Origin of the sequence: Streptomyces sp. NPDC005408 (assembly GCF_040606445.1) — a bacterium.
Taxonomy (GTDB): domain Bacteria; phylum Actinomycetota; class Actinomycetes; order Streptomycetales; family Streptomycetaceae; genus Streptomyces.
In genome coordinates, this window is the sequence record NZ_JBEXEX010000006.1 from 76156 (window position 1) to 94192 (window position 18037).

Annotated in this window: 16 protein-coding genes and 1 pseudogene; 2 read left to right on the top strand and 15 right to left on the bottom strand. The window is 67.7% G+C overall.

Features of this window, described 5'->3' with window-relative positions; all coding sequences use genetic code 11:
• Positions 1–19: 19 nt before the first annotated feature.
• The 6 genes and pseudogenes from ABZS64_RS08365 to ABZS64_RS08390 form a co-directional block, all read right to left on the bottom strand.
• Positions 20–1213 (bottom strand): annotated as a pseudogene (locus tag ABZS64_RS08365) (MFS transporter); the annotation flags it as partial.
• A gap of 140 nt (positions 1214–1353) precedes the next feature.
• A complete protein-coding gene (locus ABZS64_RS08370; protein ID WP_355824922.1) occupies positions 1354–2163 on the bottom strand; it encodes an aminoglycoside phosphotransferase in 810 nt (269 codons plus the stop codon).
• Between the two features lie 80 nt (positions 2164–2243).
• On the bottom strand, positions 2244–2468 hold the full coding sequence (locus ABZS64_RS08375; protein ID WP_355824925.1) for a hypothetical protein: 225 nt from the start codon (positions 2466–2468) through the stop codon (positions 2244–2246).
• Positions 2469–2471: 3 nt separating this feature from the next.
• Positions 2472–3686: a radical SAM protein gene (locus ABZS64_RS08380; RefSeq protein WP_355824928.1), complete on the bottom strand. Its 1215-nt coding sequence runs from the start codon at positions 3684–3686 to the stop codon at positions 2472–2474.
• A 688-nt stretch (positions 3687–4374) separates the two neighbouring features.
• Complete coding sequence (locus ABZS64_RS08385; protein WP_355824931.1) at positions 4375–4575, bottom strand: DUF397 domain-containing protein; 201 nt, start codon at positions 4573–4575, stop codon at positions 4375–4377.
• 10 nt (positions 4576–4585) lie between these two features.
• The gene (locus ABZS64_RS08390) at positions 4586–5434 is read right to left on the bottom strand and encodes a helix-turn-helix transcriptional regulator (protein WP_355824934.1); all 849 of its coding nucleotides are present in this window, start codon (positions 5432–5434) and stop codon (positions 4586–4588) included.
• A gap of 251 nt (positions 5435–5685) precedes the next feature.
• On the opposite strand from ABZS64_RS08390, the gene ABZS64_RS08395 reads away from it, so the two are divergent.
• Positions 5686–6123, top strand: coding sequence for an ATP-binding protein (locus ABZS64_RS08395; RefSeq protein ID WP_355824937.1), 438 nt, complete (start codon positions 5686–5688; stop codon positions 6121–6123).
• A 490-nt stretch (positions 6124–6613) separates the two neighbouring features.
• Here ABZS64_RS08395 and ABZS64_RS08400 read toward each other — a convergent pair whose 3' ends face one another.
• The 4 genes from ABZS64_RS08400 to ABZS64_RS08415 all read right to left on the bottom strand — a co-directional run bounded on the left by ABZS64_RS08400 (position 6614) and on the right by ABZS64_RS08415 (position 9626).
• Positions 6614–6868, bottom strand: coding sequence for a hypothetical protein (locus tag ABZS64_RS08400; RefSeq protein ID WP_355824940.1), 255 nt, complete (start codon positions 6866–6868; stop codon positions 6614–6616).
• On the bottom strand, positions 6865–7128 hold the full coding sequence (locus ABZS64_RS08405) for a hypothetical protein (RefSeq protein WP_355824943.1): 264 nt from the start codon (positions 7126–7128) through the stop codon (positions 6865–6867). The genes ABZS64_RS08400 and ABZS64_RS08405 overlap by 4 nt, the downstream gene beginning before the upstream one ends.
• Before the next feature lie 78 nt (positions 7129–7206).
• Entirely contained in the window at positions 7207–8073 is an 867-nt protein-coding gene (locus tag ABZS64_RS08410; RefSeq protein ID WP_355824944.1) for a peptidoglycan-binding protein, read from the bottom strand.
• A gap of 74 nt (positions 8074–8147) precedes the next feature.
• Positions 8148–9626, bottom strand: a complete 1479-nt coding sequence (locus ABZS64_RS08415) for a phage tail protein (protein WP_355824946.1) — start codon at positions 9624–9626, stop codon at positions 8148–8150.
• Positions 9627–9891: 265 nt separating this feature from the next.
• On the opposite strand from ABZS64_RS08415, the gene ABZS64_RS08420 reads away from it, so the two are divergent.
• Complete coding sequence (locus tag ABZS64_RS08420) at positions 9892–11076, top strand: hypothetical protein (protein ID WP_355824949.1); 1185 nt, start codon at positions 9892–9894, stop codon at positions 11074–11076.
• Between the two features lie 54 nt (positions 11077–11130).
• Here the strand turns inward: ABZS64_RS08420 and ABZS64_RS08425 are convergent, their stop codons facing one another.
• The 5 genes from ABZS64_RS08425 to ABZS64_RS08445 all read right to left on the bottom strand — a co-directional run bounded on the left by ABZS64_RS08425 (position 11131) and on the right by ABZS64_RS08445 (position 17972).
• Positions 11131–12111 (bottom strand): hypothetical protein, encoded by a 981-nt coding sequence (locus ABZS64_RS08425; RefSeq protein WP_355824952.1) that lies wholly within the window; start codon positions 12109–12111, stop codon positions 11131–11133.
• Complete coding sequence (locus ABZS64_RS08430) at positions 12112–13218, bottom strand: hypothetical protein (RefSeq protein ID WP_355824955.1); 1107 nt, start codon at positions 13216–13218, stop codon at positions 12112–12114.
• Positions 13219–13646: 428 nt separating this feature from the next.
• Complete coding sequence (locus ABZS64_RS08435) at positions 13647–14630, bottom strand: hypothetical protein (protein ID WP_355824958.1); 984 nt, start codon at positions 14628–14630, stop codon at positions 13647–13649.
• A gap of 15 nt (positions 14631–14645) precedes the next feature.
• Positions 14646–15551: a hypothetical protein gene (locus ABZS64_RS08440; protein ID WP_355824961.1), complete on the bottom strand. Its 906-nt coding sequence runs from the start codon at positions 15549–15551 to the stop codon at positions 14646–14648.
• 3 nt (positions 15552–15554) lie between these two features.
• Positions 15555–17972, bottom strand: a complete 2418-nt coding sequence (locus tag ABZS64_RS08445; protein WP_355824964.1) for a phage tail tape measure protein — start codon at positions 17970–17972, stop codon at positions 15555–15557.
• Positions 17973–18037: the final 65 nt, after the last annotated feature.

Consider the following 18037-nt stretch of genomic DNA (forward strand, 5'->3'; position numbering starts at 1 on the left):
CCGGAGCCCGCGGCGATTCCTACAGCGAGGGGCTGACGACCGGACCGGAGGCGGCCTCGGCGCTGTCCTTCACCGGCTCCACGCTGTCCTTCACCGGCTCCCCGCTGTCCCCGGCAGCCACCGGCAGGCCGCGCATCAGCAGCCAGTACCCGAGTCCGGCCACCGTCCCGAGCACCGCGCACATGCCCCACAGCCACTCCGCCCCGAACCGGTCGATCACGAACCCGGCCATCAGTGGGGCGACCAGCGCAGCCACCGACCAGGACAGCGTGTACATGCCCTGGTAGCGCCCGCGGGCGTGCAGCGGCGAGAGCCGCACCACGAGCCCGGTCTGGGTGGGCGCGTTGACGATCTCGGCCAGCGTCCAGACGCAGACGGTCAGCGCGTAGACGGCGATCGATCCGGCGAAGGCGGTGAGCCCGAAGCCGTACCCGGCGAGCAGCGAGGAGATGATCAGCAGCCGGCGGGGATCGCGGTGTTCGATGAAGCGGGTGACGGGGATCTGCAGGGCCACGATCAGCACACCGTTGACCGCGATCGCGATACCGAAGTCGGAGCTTGCGAAGCCGTCCGCGGCCATTGCCAGGGGCAGTCCGACATGTCCCTGCATGAAGATCAGCGCGATGAGGAAGGACAGTCCGACGACGCTCATGAACCGCCCGTCGCGCAGGACGGTCCCCATGCTGATCCGCGGCTCCACCGGGGCGTCCTTCGTCTCAACCCGCTCGGGCCGCGACTCCGGAAGCTTGACGAAGATGACGACCGCGCAGAGCAGCGTCATCGCGGCCTCGCCCAGGAAACCGGCGAGATAGCTGTACTCGGCGATGAAGCCCGCGGCCGCCGAGGAGACGGCGAACCCGAGGTTGATCGCCCAGTAGTTGAGCGAGAAGGCCCGCACCCGGTCCTCGGGCCGGACGATGTCGGCCATCATCGCCTGCACGGCGGGCCGGGAGGCGTTGGATGCCATGCCGACGACGAAGGCCACCGCCGCGATCGCCACCGGATGCTGGACGAAGCCGAGCACCGCGACGGAGACGGCCGTCGAGGTCTGCGCGATCAGCAGCGTGGGCCGCCGCCCGAGCCTGTCGGTCATCACACCGCCGCCGAGCGAGGAGACGACACCGCCGAGCCCGTGCAGAGAGGCCACGAGTCCCGCGTACGAGGCCGAGTAGCCCTGGTCGACGGTCAGATACAGGGCCAGGAAGGTAGCTATTGCTTAGGCCGCACGCAACGGGCGATCTAGAAAGCCTCGGCCGGCCGCTGGGCCCGTTCATCGCATCGGGGGCTGCGCCGAATCTACCGGGCAAGACTCGGCCCGCCGGGGCACGGGGGAGGCGCCAGCGGGCCGAGGGCTTATGCGGCTTGCGCGCGCCAGTAGGTCACCCAGTCGTGGGCGAGTCGGCCCATGTGCTTCTTCCAGCCCTGGGAGTCACTGCGGGCGATGTCATCCCAAAGGCGAGCGTTCGCCTCGGAGAACGCCGCGACGGATGCGTGCGGGGCTGCTGCCCATGATGGGAACTGCTCGCGTGCCCATGTGTCCGCTGCCGGTGCGGTGTGGCCTGCTTCCATGAGTCGCAGGATGAGCACGGCGGGGTCGATCCATGCGGCGCCGCGGGTGGGCCATGCCCAGTCGATCAGGTGGGCGCGGTCGGTCATGAGCATGTTGTGCGGGGCGAGGTCGGTGTGCAGCAGGGTGTCGCCGGCGAGCTGCTCGACACCGGCGGGGCCTGCGTATCCGCTCCATCGCTGCTCGGCGAGCTTGAGCTCGATGGGCGGGAAGGGGGTGTCTTGGAGCTCAATGAGGGCGCGGGCGACGAGCAACAGGTCAGGGGAGCCGGGGGCGTAGTCGGCGTGGCGGCCGACGATGCGTTCGTATCCGATCAGGTCCCATCCGGCGGCCTGTACGTGCCAGAGCAGCCGTGGGCACGATGCCGGTAGATACGGGTTGATCGCGGCCTCGCGCTGCTGTGTACGGGCCTGCGGGTGGTCGATCGGCACGCCTTTGACGAACAGCATCGAGTCGGCGGTGTGGACGGTGGCGGCGATGCCGGAGTTCGCGCCGGCTGCTGCTGTCTCGGCGCGCAGGATGGGGCCGGTCTGTTTCTCGGCGGCGTGACGGGCGTCGAGGGGTAGGTCGTCCCAGTGGATTCGGTCTACGGGCATGTGGGGTTCCTGGGGGGTGGACGAACGAGCCGCCCCCGACCTTATGACGGGTGGGGGCGGCTCCGTGGCGCGTGTCGGGTTTAGTACGGCTGGTCGTCGTCGGCCTGACAGGAGCAGCCGAGGCTCTCGGAGAACGTGCCGATCTCCTTCGTGATGCGGATCTCGTCGTCAGCGATCGGACGCGAGGTGATCGCGACCGGGAGCGGGCCGGCGGCGGTCGGGCGGGGCGTGATCGCGACCGGCACGGGGCCGGTGGAACGCGTAGCGATCTCTTCCGTGGTGCGGGGCTTGATGGCGGTTGCCATGGGTCACCTCACTGGTTCGGGGTCGGGATGCTGGCAGTACATCTTTCGTGGTGCCTTCGCCTCCTGGTAGAGCTTGGCCATGGGGCGGCAGGTGGTGCAGCCGCCCGGATTGCCGTCGGCGTCCTTCTGGCCGAAGGTGCAGCCTGCGCAGCCACCGGTGCGAAGTTGGAGGCCATCGGCGATGCCGCCGAGGCGTTTGAGTCCCTCGATGCCTTCTTGCATCAACGGGATGTGAGGATCGCGGCCTATCTTGCATATGGACGCGTGGCCGAAGGGGTCGGCGTGAAAGAAGGTGTGTCCGGCGTTGCAGCCGGTGAACGGCTTGCGCTCGCGGAGGTATGCGGCGGCCTGTGTGGGGATGGGGGCTGCGTCGCCGGCGATGGTCGGCGACATGTTGGTGAATACGAAGCACTCGCCGTAGCTCTCGGCGAGGCTCACCATTGCGTCGGCTTCGTGCGCGTTGTCGCTTGAGATCACGACGTTCAACTGCAACCGCAGGCCGGCCTCGCGGGCGGCGTCGAGTCCGCGGGTGAAGCGGCCGAACGCTCCGCGGTTGCGAGTGAAACCGTCGTACGTCTCCTCGGTTGCGCCGTAGACGCTGAGGGACATGTGATGTGGCGGGCGGGCGGTGAGTGTCGAGAGGATGTTGTCTTTGGCGAGCTGTGACCCGTTCGAGGAGATGGTCAGCATCATGCCGAGGTCGTAGGCGTACGCGTATGTCTCGGGGAACTCGCGGTCGATCAGGGGCTCGCCGCCGGTGATCTGGAGCCAGAGCACGCCGGCGTCGCGCATGATGTCGAGTAGGCGGATCTTCTCGTCCCTGGGCATCCCTTGGAACTTCTTCAATCCGAGGTAGCAGTGCGGGCAGTCGTAGTCACAGCCCATGTTGATCTCATAGGACGCGCGGGCCATGCCGTAGGGGGAGGGGGCGCGGACGATGGCGGTGTCGCGCAGGGGCTGGCGAGGGTCGAGCTCGAGTCCCCATGCCTGGCTTGCGGCATCGATGAGCCATTGCGGAGATGGGTCGCCGGCGCTCGCAGTCTTGCTCAGTTCGAGGTACCGAACGTGCGGGAGCTGCACGCCGCTGTCGTGACCGGGTCGTAAGACGAGGTACTCGGCGAGGAACGGGCTAACGATCAGTTCGTGCGATGGTCCGGGCATTGGTTCCCCCGTCAGGGAAGGGCGGGTAAATGCATGGAGTTTGGTGCCGTCATGCACGACGAGGGCGGGAGAATGGGCAGCAATGCCTCGTCGCCTACGCGAAAGATGATGAAGGGGTGCACGGTCCACTCAACCCATTGGCCGTTATTGCTGATTGAGAAGCCGCAGGGCTCGCCTCGGTGCAGTGCGGCAATGGCGCCGAGGCATCCGCCCTCGTCCGTCCAACTCAACGCCCGGTGACGCTCGATGGGGGGCAGGGCAGACGCGAGGGTGCGTACGGCCACTCGGACAACGCGGATTGCCTCGGCCGGATTGGTGGCCGAGTGGCGGGCCACGCTGGCGCAGCCGCCGGCGTTCAGTGAGCTGTACGTGATCCGTTCGCACCAGAACGCTTGCGACGTGCCAGGCGCGAAGCCTAGTTCGAGCGCAGTTGTCCCCGCCGGGAATGCCGGTGGTTGCATAGGTCTGGCCTCCTGCCGCGGCGTCACGGTTGCCCCCTCTCCGTCGGCGTAGGAATGGACGGGAGGGGGCAACCTCGGGGACTCTCTCCCCAACAAGCGCAGAGGCAGGGAGAGTTACGCCATTCAAGGCACGGTCCTGCCTGGAATCGACCGAGAACGGCGACGCACAGCGACGGTAGCGCCACTCAGAGGCCCGTCGCAACGGTGGGACGTCCCTATGTTGTGCCGGCATATGCCAAACGCCCCCCACCTGTAAAGATGAGGGGCGCGTGCGGAGTTGGTCGTCAGATCAGGTGATCGAACTCCCCAGCCTTGACTCCCAGGATGAACGCCGCCAGCTTCTGGCGACTCGTCGTGACGACGATGTCCGGGTCGTCGCTCTCGCGCATCTTGATCTCGCCGTCGACGCCGGCCAACTCGACACAACTTTGATTGTCGTCGGCCCCTGAAAAAGAGGACTTCTGCCATGTGATGGGGTCGGTCATGCCGCTTGACTCACATTTCCTGTGCGATGCGTTGGATGAATTTACTCGACTCCTCGGCGTCGAGTGAAATTTCCTCGACTGAATCGAGCAGTGCCCGGTATCTCGTGAGTTGAGCCTCGGCGTCCAGAAAACCGCTGTCGAATGCACTGTCGATCTGGACGGTATCTAGTTGCGGAATTGTGGCGCCTGCGTAAAGCATCGAGTGGACCGAGCCGGTGATCTGCCTATCGAATGGGATGATGCGAATGGTTACGCTCGGCCACAGGGAGACTTCATGCAGGAATTCGAGCTGCGATCGGATGATGTCTGCGGAGCAATACCGCATTCTCAGTGCAGCCTCGTGAATGAGCGCCTCGAACTTCGGCGGATTCGGGCGATCGAAGATTTCGCGCCGCCTCATGCGATGCTCTACGCGTACGTTGACCTCAGATGCTGGTAGATCTGACACGCCACTCAGGATCAGCTCGCGGGCATAAGCGTGAGTCTGGAACGGGCCCGGTACGTGCAGCATGTGAATCGCGCGTATGTAGGTTGCATGGTGTTCTAGCTCGGCGAGGTCTAGAAATCCTGGTGACAGAATTCCGCGATAATCCTCCCACCACCCTTTTTCGCGCTCCTCGGCCATACTCGCGAGTGCGTCGATCAGGTGTTTGTCTGTCGCCGAGCAATGGGCGGCGATTCGGCGTACGCGCTCTGCGCTGACCCCGTATCGGCCCGACTCCAGATGGCTTACTTGGGCTCGCTCTCCACCCAAGAACGCCGCAACCTGAGCTCCGGACATGCCGGCCCGTTCGCGCAGTTTGCGCAGCTCTGCGCCCAACCGCTTCTGTCGGGCGGTTGGGTAAGCCCTTGGCGGCATGGGCCCCTCCCTCTCCTGGTGCCTATGAGTGTGCCGCCCCACCCTGCCACCGGTCCACTCTTATGGATGCGACGGCCGTCCCACTGTTGCGCCGTCCCACTGTTGTGCCCTACCTTCCAAGCAGCGACGCACGGCGCCATGCGGCCCGAAGTGCAGCCATCTGCAAGCCTGTTGAGGGCTTCCCGGGGGGTGGTCAGGGACACGGGCTGTCGCGCAGCAGCGGCGCAACCGTCCGCGTTGGGAGACGACGAATGACGACCGCAGCATTAGCACCTCCCGCACCATCTGCTCATTACTGCTTCATCGGGCCGAACCTGCCGAGTACGCCGCGTGTGGCGCGCGATTGGCTGGTCGCCCTCGTCCGGAGCACCGGACACCCACAGCTCGCCGAGGCGGCGCAGTTGTGTACGTCCGAGGTCGTGACGAACGTGCACGTTCATACGCGCACCCCTCAGATCGTTGTCGAGGCCGAGGTCAGCGACCTCCACGTGATGGTCAAGGTCTACGACAACCGCCCGCACCCGCTGCCTGAGTCCGGCGAGTGGCGTTTGAGCGAGGAACGCGGCCGAGGGCTGGACCTCATCGACAGGTACGCCGATGCGTGGGGGGCAACTTTCTACGGCGGGCGCATCCCCACCAAGAAGGCCGTGTGGTTTCAACTGACCGAGCACGAGAGGCAGGCGGCCTGATGCTCCTTTCAACTGACAGGGCGCTGTGGGGACTTATCGCGGTGTGTGTCGGCCTCGGGGTGCTCGCCCTCGCAGCGATCTACGGCTCGATGCCGAGTCCCGACCGCGCGTTCTCGCCCCCGCCTGTCGATCAACCCGGTTTCACCTTCTCTTGCTACTGCTACAACCGGCCCCTACGCGTTCTGATCGTGGACCCAACGGCACAGGTTCGGATCGCAGCACCACAGCCGCAGCCGGCCGCACGTGCTCGCCATGCCAAGCAACCACCAGGCCACCGCGCCCGCTCGGATAACCACGTCTCCTACGCGGGGGCGGGCGGCGGAGGGGAGGGGGCATAGTTCCCGAGCCGGTGGCCGTATAGGTCCATCCGCACGGCGGGCCCCCAAGGGCCCCTGTCCGCGGCTCGGTAGGGGTCCTCTCCTCGCTCCCCATCAACGACAAAGGCGCCCCCGTTCAACGGCATTGAGCCGGTGAACGGGGGCGCGTTGGGTTATGGGTTGGCGAGCTGCCACAGGGTGAGGGCGAGGCCGGCGACGGCGACGAGGGCGAGGATGCTCGGCAGCGGCCATCGGGAGCGCTCGAGGGCGTCGAGCCGCTGCTCGTGGTCGGCGAGCTGCCGGTCGGTCTGGTCGCTGCGCTGCACGAGCAGGGCGAGCGATCCGTCGATGCGGGCGAATCCGGCCTCGACGACTCCGCGCAGCCGCTCGAGCTCGAGGGCGACGTCGGACGGCGAGGGGTCGGTCACTGGCTCCCCCCGCTCTTGCGGTCGAGGGCGAGCAGCTCGTCGTCGATGCTCGGCGCTGCGCGCAGCCAGGCCGGCAGCAGTCGCTCGACGACCGGGAGCGCCATTACGCGGGTGAGTCCGCCGGCGACGGCGAGCGCGACGGCGACGCCGGCTGCGGTCTGCGGGATGCCTGCGGTATCGGTGATCAGCGGGAGGCCGGCGGCGATGGCGAGCACGGTCTGCACCACGGTGCGGACGGTGCGGCGGGAAGCGTCAGTCATAGGGGTGTGCCTCTCTGGGAGCGAAGGAACGGGCCACCCGCGGTGTGTGGGTGGCCCGTTGGGCGGGGTGGGGTTGGGTTAGACCTTGGGGACCTTGAGCGCGTCCCAGGACTTGCGGCCGGGCCAGCCGTCGGCGGCGGTGCCGCTGTATCCCTGCTTGCGCTGCCACTTGGCGTACGAGCGGATGTCGGCTGCGGTGAACTGCGGGCCGGGGCCCGAGCTATAGGCCGAGCAGCCCTCGGCGACGAGGCGCCGGCCCATGGCCGTGACGATCGGCGAGCGCGGGTACCGCTTGAAGAAGTCGACGCCGGGGAACGGCTTGAACTTCGGCGCCGGCACCGGCTTGCCGGGCTTGGTGGCGAGCCGGCGGTCGATCCGCTCGCGCATCGTGGTCATGCTGAAACCGCGCGGGTCCTGCTTCTGGTTGGTCCACTCCTTGTGGCCGATGACGCTCGCTGCGCTCCACCCGTAGGCGCGGCAGATCGCGGCGGACGCGCGCTCGATCGCCTCGAGCTGCGCGTCGGGCCACGGGTCGGCGCCGTTGCCGAGGTTGACGCACTCGAACCCGTAGAAGTGTGTGTTGCCGTCGGCGCTGCGGTCGTTCGGGGCCGGCAGGGCGCGCTCATCGGCGACGGCGGCGAGCACATCGGCGTCGCCGGCGCCGGCGTGGTTGGCGCGGCCGGCGCTGATCAGATAGACGGTGCCGTCCTTGGCGATCACGCCGTGACAGAGCGGGCCGGGCAGCTTGGCGTATCCGTCGTAGCAGAGCCGCACCGAGGCGTCGGTGCCCGAGCTCACGGTGTGGTGGATGATCACGCCGTTGATCGGGCCAAAGCTGCCCATGTGGTTGCGGTTGTGGGTGCGCCACGACCCGTACTCGACGACCTTTGCGCCCTCGGCGCGCAGGATCGAGACGAGGCGGTCAGGGGTGAATGGGGTTGCCATGCGTGGTTGTCTCCAGACATGAAAAAGGCCCCGGTCAGCAGGCACGGGGCGTACGAGAGGTGGTGCGGGAAGGGTCAGGCGAGCGCGGCCCAGAAGCGGTTAGCGCCGTTCTCCATGGCGCCGAGCGCGATGGACGCGGGGGCCGAGGCGGCACCGGTCGAGTAGACGCCGAAGCGGCGCACGACGCTGTACCCGAACTGATTCGGCGGGGCGCCTGCTCCGGACTCCGAGGCGAGGAGCATCGGCCCGTCGCCTGTGCTCGTGTTGTATTGCAGGCGCCACGCGACGTAGTAGACGCCGGCCGCGGCCGAGTAGGCGGCGGTGAGTGGCGAATTGATCGTCGCCCCGCCGGCGTTGTGGACCTCGGCCGGCTCGTACGTCGCGGTGGACATGTCGCCGGTTGCGGCTACGCGGCTGCCGGCCGAGTTGTAGATCGCGGCCCATGAGCCTGTGGTGAGTCCGCCGGCGTATCCGGTGGCGAACCAGACGATGCGGTTGATCGTGGCGGGTGTGCGCAGGATGACGGCGGTTAACCGTATGGGGCCGCTGCCGGGGTAGAGGGCGGTCGACTGGCCGAGGGCGGGGTCGAATGCCCACGTGAGCAGTCCGTGATCGGAGGGCAGCCACTCGCCGCCCCCGAGCGCGTCCACATAGCCTTTCCGGGCGAGGTGGTTGTCGGCGGTCGGCGCGGCCGAGCTCGACGGAACGCTGCTGAACGTCTTCGACCCGGCAACAGTCTGCGCCCCGGTGAGCAGGACTGCGGTACCAGTGGCCTCGGCGCCTACGTCGCCGGCGACGAGGGTTACGGCGCCGGTCTTGCCAGCGACGGACTGCACAGGGATGCCCGCGGGCTGGACGTACCGCGCGTCGCCGGCGGTCTGGTCGAGGGCGCCGATGTCGGCGGCGGTGAGCACGACGGTGCCGGTCTTGCCGTTGACCGAGTCGACCGCGCCCCCACCCCCGCCGGCGGGGAGCTGCGCGGCCGGTACTTTGCCGGACGTGTCGAGCTGCGCCACGCCGTTTGCTGCGCCAGCCGCGGTGGTTGCGAGGGCGCCGACGTCGCCGGCGGTAAGCGTGATCGAGGCCGAGCTCTTGCCGTTGACGGACTGCACTACGCCCGGGGTGCCGGCCGTACCGGTGGCGCCGGTTGCTCCGGGGTCGCCCGTGGACCCGCGCGCGCCGGCCGGACCGGTCGCGCCCGTATCGCCCTTGGGTCCCGGTACGCCGACGTAGTTGGGTTTCGCGGGGTCGGTGGGGGCGATGTCGGCGAGGTCGACGAGCGGGGTCGCCCGCGGTAGCAGGATGTTGTACGAGCGGCCGGCGGGGATGCCGGCGAGCTGCTCGGCGACGACGTACGCCCATCCCGACGGGTCCATGTCGGGTGCGTCCGTCGCCGGCAGAGTGGCCTCGATCGAGCCCTGCGCGTCGAGCTGCGCGACGACCGGGCCACCGAGGATCACATCGGACTGCGGAAAGGTGAGCTGCGCCGGTGCGCGAAAGACGACCGATCCGGACAGGGGCCGGCCGTCAGGTGAGAGGTACCGGCCGCGCACGGTCACTGTGGGGATGTCGTCCGGCAGCAGAGGGCGACCTCCTTAGACCGGTGAAGCGGACGAGTCGCTTGTAGCAGCACAGGGCTGCAGCGAGTCCGAGGAAGGGGCGCGTGCAGGTACTGCGGGAGCGGTCCACGCGCCCCCCGGGTGCGTCCGGGTCAGGCGTGCCGTCATCTGCATCAGATTCGTGCCGAATGCGCCAGCGCCGTCGTCGGTTCATCGCGTTCCGAGCGTCGATGTCGGTGGGATACGTGAGGATGTCGATGTGTTGACGATCGGTCATTTCATCGTGGGTATCGAGCTGGTGCTCGGGGTCGGGATCGCTCTGCTCCACATTCCTGGACCGGTTCAGCGCTGGTGGTCGGGGTCTTTGGAGCGCTTCGAGCGACTGCGCGTCGCCTCGGGGGTGCGTCGAGCTGCTCCGCTTCTGACGCAGATACTGCTGCTGCCGCCTCGAATACGAGATCGTGTCGGCGGCCACGGATTGGCCCCTCGGTATGTCGTGCGGTGGTGGCGCGCTCTGCCCCTGGCCATGCCAATCAAGACACTCCGGTTTGTCTTGTTGCTACTCGTCTTGGTGCACGTCGACGACATGGCCGACTGGGAGCATCTGCGGTTGAGCGCGGATCCAGGACCGAAGCCTGGCGTGGTGCAGGAACTGCTCAGCAGCATCGTGGCTGCGCCGATGTCGGTGCATACCTGGGGCTTTGGCAGGATCGGCACAGTAGCGAAATTCCTGGCTTTCGCCCTGATCTTGGTCGCCGAAGTGCTGCTCATCAAGCGCACAGACTTGACCAGCTCCGGCAGTGGCGCGACGTATGCCGCCTATGACCTGGAGGCCCTCGCCGGGTACCCGGACAAGAAGAGCGCGCGAATGGAGTACCGGCGCTGTTGGCCGGTCGTTGCACTGCTGACGGTCGCAACCCAGTGCGCCACAGTTCTCCGCCGCTGGGAGGAAACCCAGCCGGACTGCCAGATCCCGCGAGTTTCCATGCAACCGGTTGAGCAAGCCATCTGGAGGGCCCATCGCACCCGCCGCGCCAAAGCCAGACGGCACAACGAGCGGCAGTTCAAGGCGCATGCCGCACTGGTGGTAGGCGCGCTACGAAGGGCCGAAGCGCGGCAGGACTCCGAGCCGGGCCGCGCCCTTGAAGACCTCATCGTGATGCTGCTGACAATCGCCGAACGCTACGCCGAGGGCCGCATCGACGACCTTCTCGATGCAGATCAACTCGCCGGTGTGGCTCCGGCCGCGCCGAGGGAGCGATTGCGGCTGGTCGTGGTGGGGCTCGTGGTCGTGCTGGTCATGGCTGGTGCGGCCGTCCTCGGGTTGCCCGAGGCTGCACTCGTCCCTTTGCTGCCGGTGGTGGTGCTGTTCGTCGCGGTCGTCTTCAACCGCGGTCGGATGCCAACTGCGGGGCAGCTCACCGATTTGATCATCCCTCGGTGAGGCTGAAGAGCCCATGTTGAAGCCCTACCCCGCCTCACCATGTAGGACGCCGTCTTAGTCGTCAACGGCGCGCAGTCCGGGCTCGGTGGCGGAGGGCGCCGCGGCCGGCTCGGATGGGAAGGCGTCGGCCTGCGGTGGGGGCGGTGGCTGGTAGGGGTACTCAGTGCCAGCGCCGGGGCCGGCCTCAGCCTCGGCGGGCGCTGCGCTGAACCCGCGTGCTGCGAGAGTGTTCGGTGGCGGGTCGGGTATCTCGGTGATCGAGTACGTCCGGCGCGTGAAGCCCCCGAGGCAGTTGCAGCGCACGCCGTTCGATCCGGATTTCTGCCGCGCCTGCACGCGGAAAAACACCGTTTGCTCGAACTCGGCGCGGTCGAGGGGGAACGTCCACCATTGCGTTTTCCACGCGATCGACGTCGCCGGCGCGGTGACGCTGCCGGTGCCTATGTCGGACCAGTCCGGTTCGCTCGCGAGGCGGTACTGCACCTGTACCTCGCAGGTGGTGCCCCCGCCGGCGCCGAACTCGAGTTGAATCGAGGCGACGGGGTTGTGTGCCTGCACGGTGGCGAACCACATGTTCACAAACGTCGAGCTCGTGATCACGTCGTCGCCGCCGAGCCGTTGGAACGGCAGCGGCAAGGCCGGCGATCCGATGCCGCGCCCCGATGTCGTGTCGTCGCCAATCACGATGTGCCCCTTGCGGTCCCAGATGCTGACGGCCTGCGTGCCGGCGCCGCCGATCTCCGGGCTTGGGCTCGCGCGGACGGTGAAAGCCGTTGATCCGTCCTCGCGTTGCATGACGACGCCTTGCTGCGGGGTGCCGTCGGGGTGATTCCAGAACGGCCCGAACTGTCCGACGCCGAACAGGCCGGTTCCGTCGGGTGCGTAGACCTCGAGTGATCCGCCCTCGGCGATCTTTACGAGGCCGTTCGTGATCTCGTTAAGGGCGGGGCGGATGCTGGCGCGGCCGGTGAGGGTGCGCACCTCGCGCTCGAGTGCGCGGATGCGGTCGAGCAGGTCGAGCGGGATCGCAGCCATCTAGGCGGCCTCCAAGTAGAGCTTTGCGGTTTCGGGCCGGCCGCGGAGCGGTGGGGAGATGGCGAGGCCGACGACGCGGTACCGCTCGTCGAGTCCCTCGGTGAACCACAGGTCGCGTATGCGGAGTCGGATCGTGGCGCCGAGCAGCGCGGGCGAGAGGGCGATGCGGTCGAGGGCGACGGTCACCTCGGGGATAGCGCGCGGATGCACTGAGGCGGCGAGGTCAGCGCGTGCGTGCCCGGCGAGGGTGGCCGGCTCGGTCACGGTGGAGTAGTCCGAGGTCCCGTCGAGGCGCGGCCAGCCGGCGGCGATTTCCTCGTCGGCGACGAGGAGATCGGACATCAGGGGCAGTGACTCTTGGGTCTGGTTCCGGTTGTCGCTTGCTCCGCGGGTCTGCCACGCGTTGGCCTGTACGGTCGCGTCGATGGGCCAGCCGTACGAGAGCACAGGGCCGGGGTGGTCTAGGACGATCTCGGATGTACCGGTCTTGATGATGGGCGAGCCGAGTTGCAGTTGCTTGATGCGCCGGCCGCTGCCCGGGTCGCGGTAGCTTGCGACTCGCCACTCGAACCCGTTCTCAACGGCGCCGAGTTGGTCGATCAGGTCGCGTATGCGTGGCTGGTCGTAGCGGCGGTACGTGCGGTCGCGGAGCACCCCGGACAGTTCGGGCCCGTACTCGATGCCTATGTCGCCACCGTCCACACCCTGTGCGTAGTCCAGCAGCCCGCGGACGATGTCGAACTGATCAACTGCCGTGGCCTCTTGGGTGTGGAGCACGATGCGGTGGTCGAGGTAGCTCGCCCATCCGCCGGCCTGTATCTGTAGGCCGAGGTACCCGCGGTCGTTGCTGGTGACATTGGCAGTCCACAGGACGCCGCCCCACCAGATTTCGGGGCCGCGCTCGATCCACAAAGCAGTACGGCCCGGCTCGACCGCGGCGCGGACGCGGGCGGCGAGCTGCCGGTTCGGCAGGGGGATTGTCGCACTGGCGGCGCCTACCTTGCCGATGTAGTCGTCGAGTGACACGTCGGTGACCGGCAGCGCGTCGAGCATTTGGTCGGTGCGCATGTCACACAGCAACAGCCGGTATCCAGGCTGAAGATCCATGTCCCCCCTTACCTGGCGATCAAGGCTGAACAGGCCCTAGCATTAGGGCGGGTTCTGGTTTCAACGGTCGCTCACCCATTTGGCCGTTGGAGGAACATCAGAACCCAGAGCTCTGTGAACTGATGCGGAGCTTCAGAAGACTTCGGGGGTCTTTCTGAGGCTGATGCGTCGGTCGACCTCCCCAAAGCGAAAGGGAAGTCGACCCGTGAAGCCCGTGATTTCGGTCCGCGCTCTGCTGATCGCTATTGCTGTCCTGTCTGCACTGCTCGTGGCAGTCGTGGCGGGCGTTCTATCCGCAGCCTCCGGCACCGATGCACCCGCGGCCGTCCTGTACGGCGGTGGGGCGTTCGTGCTGTGGATGACTCTTTGCATCTCCCTACTGTCAGCGCTGCACCTCCTTGACTGATGACACCTGCGGCAAGGGCCGTCTATGAGTCGAGCGGGTACTGCACCCCGGACAAGGCGGCCCAGGTGGTCAGGCCCGTACTGGAGATCAGCCGCAGTTGTCCGCCGGTCTGTGCGTCGAGCTTGATGTCGACGCCGCCGGCGGCGATCGGCAGCGAGGTCAGCAGCGCGGGGCGGCAGTTCGCCGGCAGCACCGCGGCGAGGATGTTTCCGGAGTTCGGCAGAGTGCCGGACGTCGCCCAGGACACGCCGCCGCGCAGCTGCATGAAGGGGACGCCGGCGATGGTGATGCGCCGGTATCTGACCGTGCCTTGCGCGTTGCCGTTGTTGGTGTAGCCGCTCGCCAGGCTTACCGCGGTCCAGCCGACGGACGGTTCGAGGGGTTGCCAGGCTGCGCCGTCCCAGCGATCGAGGCCGGTGCCGTTGTCCCGGTACTGGCCGGGGTACGAGCCGGTGAAGCTGAGTCCCCATCCGCGCGGGATGATCCCGCCGTACGCCGCGGTGTAGTGCCGGCGATCGGCGAGCGCGCTCGCCCACGTGATGCCGCCGGTACCGGCCGAGGCGCCCGCGGGTACGGTCACGTCCCACAGCCGCAGTGCGGCCGGCGGAAGGGTCGGGGCTACGGGCGTTGCGAGCGGCTCGCCTTGGATGATCTCGACGCGGGCGAGGGTCTGCTCGCTGGTGTCGTACAGGGCATCAAGGACGCGCAGCACTACCGAGTCGATGCGTGCGAACTGCGCGTGTCCGTCGGCGAGCGTGAGCGACTCGGGCGAGGTCACAGCCACCGGATACGCGCCCTGTGCGGCGGTGCCTTGCACCAGGGCGCGGCCGGTAGCGATCTGGAGCTGCATGGCGGCGACGCCGGTCGCATTCAGCGGGTTGCCGCCGGCGATCACGCCGTCGCGGCTGGTCATCGCCGAGTCGGGCGCCATCGTCCCGAGCGGGGCGAGGCGGGTGTCTTCTCTGGTCTGTCCGTTGGGCAGCAGCCATGCGGCGCGCACGGTCACGGTGGGGAGACCTCCTTACCAGTAGGCCGAGCGCCATCGGACAGAGCACGAGGCGCGCGGGTCGGCCGATCCCGGGGCGGCGCGGAAGGACAGCAACGCGGTGCCAGGGGCGAGGGTGAACGTGTTCTCGGGGACGCTGCGCGCGGTCGCGGTGTAGAGCCGGCTCGCGGTGCGGTTGAGCTGGACCGTGCCGGCGGCGGTGTCGACGAGCAGTGTGTCGTCGGCGGCGAGCTCGATGTCGTACTCGAGCACGTCGCCGGTACCCAGGTCGGTTAGGGAGGGAAGGGCGACGGGGCCGCGGAACGTGATCACGGGATGCGCGGCGGCGTCGCCCTCGTTGCGCGCCACCACCGTTCCGGTACTGCCGGGCGCCCCGAAGTCGAGCGGGAAGTCGAGCCGCTCGGGGCCGGGGTCGAGGTGGAAGTCGAGGCCAGGCTCGGCCATCGGCAGGCGGGTCTCGACCTGCTGCTCGGCGAGCGAGTAGCGGCGCGGGTCGCTTGCCTCCCATTGGATGGCGGCGCCCGTGATCGTGCCGAGCCGGTAGCCGAGGCCGACCGGAACGGCGCGCCGCACCACTCGCGCATAGGCGAGCAGAGGGCCGCGGTCGTCCAGCCACACGACGAGCGGCTGCTCGTCCTCGACAACGGTCGTCGCGGCGTTCAGCGTCCGCACAGTGGCGCCGATGGTGGCGGCCGGCGCGCGCACGATCACCTCGTCACAGGTGATCGTCCGCGGCTGCGCGAGCAACCGGCCGGGATAACTCCCGTGCGCATCAGACCGGTTGATGCTGCCGGAATCGAGCGCGGGGAGGTCCTCCCACCCGGAAAGCGTCCGCCACCGAAACGGAGTTCCGGGGCCGAGCAGCAGCTCGTCGCCGTATTGGATGTGTCCGGGCAGGGTGACGCGGTCGCCCGCGGCCATTGCTCACCCCCTCGATTTCATGTGCCAGGCGAGCGCGTTCGCGTTCTGCTCAGGGGTGCCGGTGTCCGCGGCGTGCCAATGCTCAATGCGGACCGTCGGGCCGGCCGAGCCGAGGCCGAGTGCTCCGGGCGAGCCGTACCCGCCGGCGCCAGCGTGCACCACGCCGGGCATGGCGGGGGAGGGGATGAGTGTCCGCATGGTGCGGTCGACTGCGCCCTGCCCTGACCGGATGCCCTTGACGAGGCCGGCGGGAATCCAGCGGCCGACATCGCGCGCCATGACGCGCGAAGGTGAACTGATTCCCAGTGCCTTAGCGATGGGGCCGGGAATCATGTTTTTCGCGAACGACATGAGCTGACTCTTTAGCCAACTACCCATGGCCTTAACGCCGTTGAGCAGCCCGCGTATCAGGTCCTTTCCCTTGTCGTACAGCATCGTTCCGAAGTTGCCGAAGTAGCCGGCGATCTTGCGCGGCAGTTCGCGCACCCACGCGAGCATTTCGCCCGCCTTGCGTACGGTGCCGTCCTTAATGGACTGCCAATGCTTGATAATCAAGCCAACCAACGTGAAGTTAAGGAAGAAGCTAACGAGCTTCCCGGGGAGCCCCTTCACAAAGTCCACTACGGCATTCCAGACGCGCAGCGTTCCGGCCTTGATGGAATCCCAATGCTTGATGATCAGGCCAACGAGAGTGAAGTTCAAGAAGAACTCGAGCAGCTTCTCGCCAACCCATTTGATCTTTTCCCAAATCCAGTCCCACACGGCGAGCGTCGCGGCTTTGATCGTGTCCCAGTTGGCAACGATCAGCGCGACGAGGCCGACCACTGCGGCGATGATCAGCCCAACGGGACCCATGGCGATAAGCCAGGCTGCCGCCATGCGAGCGGCCTGTATGAGCGACTGCGTGCCCATGAGGACCCACGCGCCGACCACCCGCAGCGCGGTCCCGGCGGCGGCGACCCCCTGCGCAATCCAGCCGGCGAGGATCACCGCGTTCGTGGCGACGAACCGCGCCGCGGCGGTGACGCCGGCCACGGTCTGAGTCGCCCAACCGGTGACAACGGCGACCGTGGTTGTTCCTGCCTGTACGGCGAGGCCAATGAGGGCCGGCAGCATCAGAGTTGTGATCACGCCGGCGGCGATGGTGAAAGAGGTTGAGTGCTCCTCAACGAAACCGGCCGCGGACATCAGGGCCGAGCCGAGGGTGCCGAGCCAGTCGAACAGCGTCGACAGGGCAGGGATCACAACGGTGCCGACAACGTCGACAAACGCGTGCTCAAGGCTGCGCGTGAACTGCGTTACCCGCGTCGATGCGTTGTCGCGCATCGTGTCGCCGGCCTTCTTCGCTGCGCCGTCGACGTCGCCGAGTGCCTTTACGGCCGAGCTCGGGTCGAGCGCGAACAGCGCGCCGGAAAGGTCCTCGGCCTGCGTGCCCAACAACTGAACGGCCAGACGCGAACGCTCCGTCGGGTCCTTGACGGCCCGTAGCCGGTCCATCAACTTATCTAGCGCTGCATTCGCGGTCGGGCCACCCTTGTTGAACGCCGCGGCCATCTGATCGGCGTTCAGGCCAATGGACTTGAGTCCGTCCGCAGCCTCACCCGACTTGATGCGAATGTTTAGCTCTTTGAATGCATCGGCGACGATATCGGCATCGCGGGCGCCAGCATTGAGGCCCTGCTGAATGAGCCCCATTGCCTGCTGTCCACTGATGCCCATGTCGCGGAACTGAGTTCCGTACTCGCCGAAGGTGTCGAGCAAGTCCTCGGCCTTGTTGGCACCGTTCTGCGTGCCCTTTACGAGAATGTCGAATGCCTCTTCGGCATTTTTCGCCATTCCCGTTTTGAGCATTTGGCCGACCGCGGCCGAGGTAGGACCGACTTCCTCGCCCATGATCTGTGCGACCTGAGAGAGGCGCCCGCCTACCTTTTCGATCTCCTTCTGCGTTGCGCCCGCGGGTACGAGGCCCTGCTGCCACAGGCCCTTAAGTGCCTCGTTGGCGTCCTCGACGGAGTCCGCATAGCCGCCGCTGTAGAGCGCGCCGGCAGCCTTGCCGAGCCGCTTTGCCTGCGCCGGATCGGCGCCGAGCTGCGCGGCGAGCAACGAGTTTGATTTCTGCTCGTCGAGTGCCTTGGTGACTCCGCCCAAGAGGGCGGCGCCGACGGTCGCGCCGAGCGCGGCCCAGCCGAACGCGCCGAGCTTGTCGCGCAGTCGACCGCTGGCATCCTGCGCGCCCTCCTCGGCGCCGTCGGCGAGTCCGTCGCCGAGCTGCTGCCCGGCGGCGTCGCCGGCGCGCGCGGCCTCGGCGGTGATGTTCTCTGCCGCGGCGACGACGCTTCCCTCGAGGCGCGCCAGTCCGGCGCGTCCCTCGGTGTCGTCAACGGCGACCGTGGCGAGCAGCTCGGCGACGGTGAGCGTCACAGCGGATCACCCCCCGTCGGTTGCGCGGCGGGTAGGCCGGTGATTGCTGCGATCTCCGCGGGGTC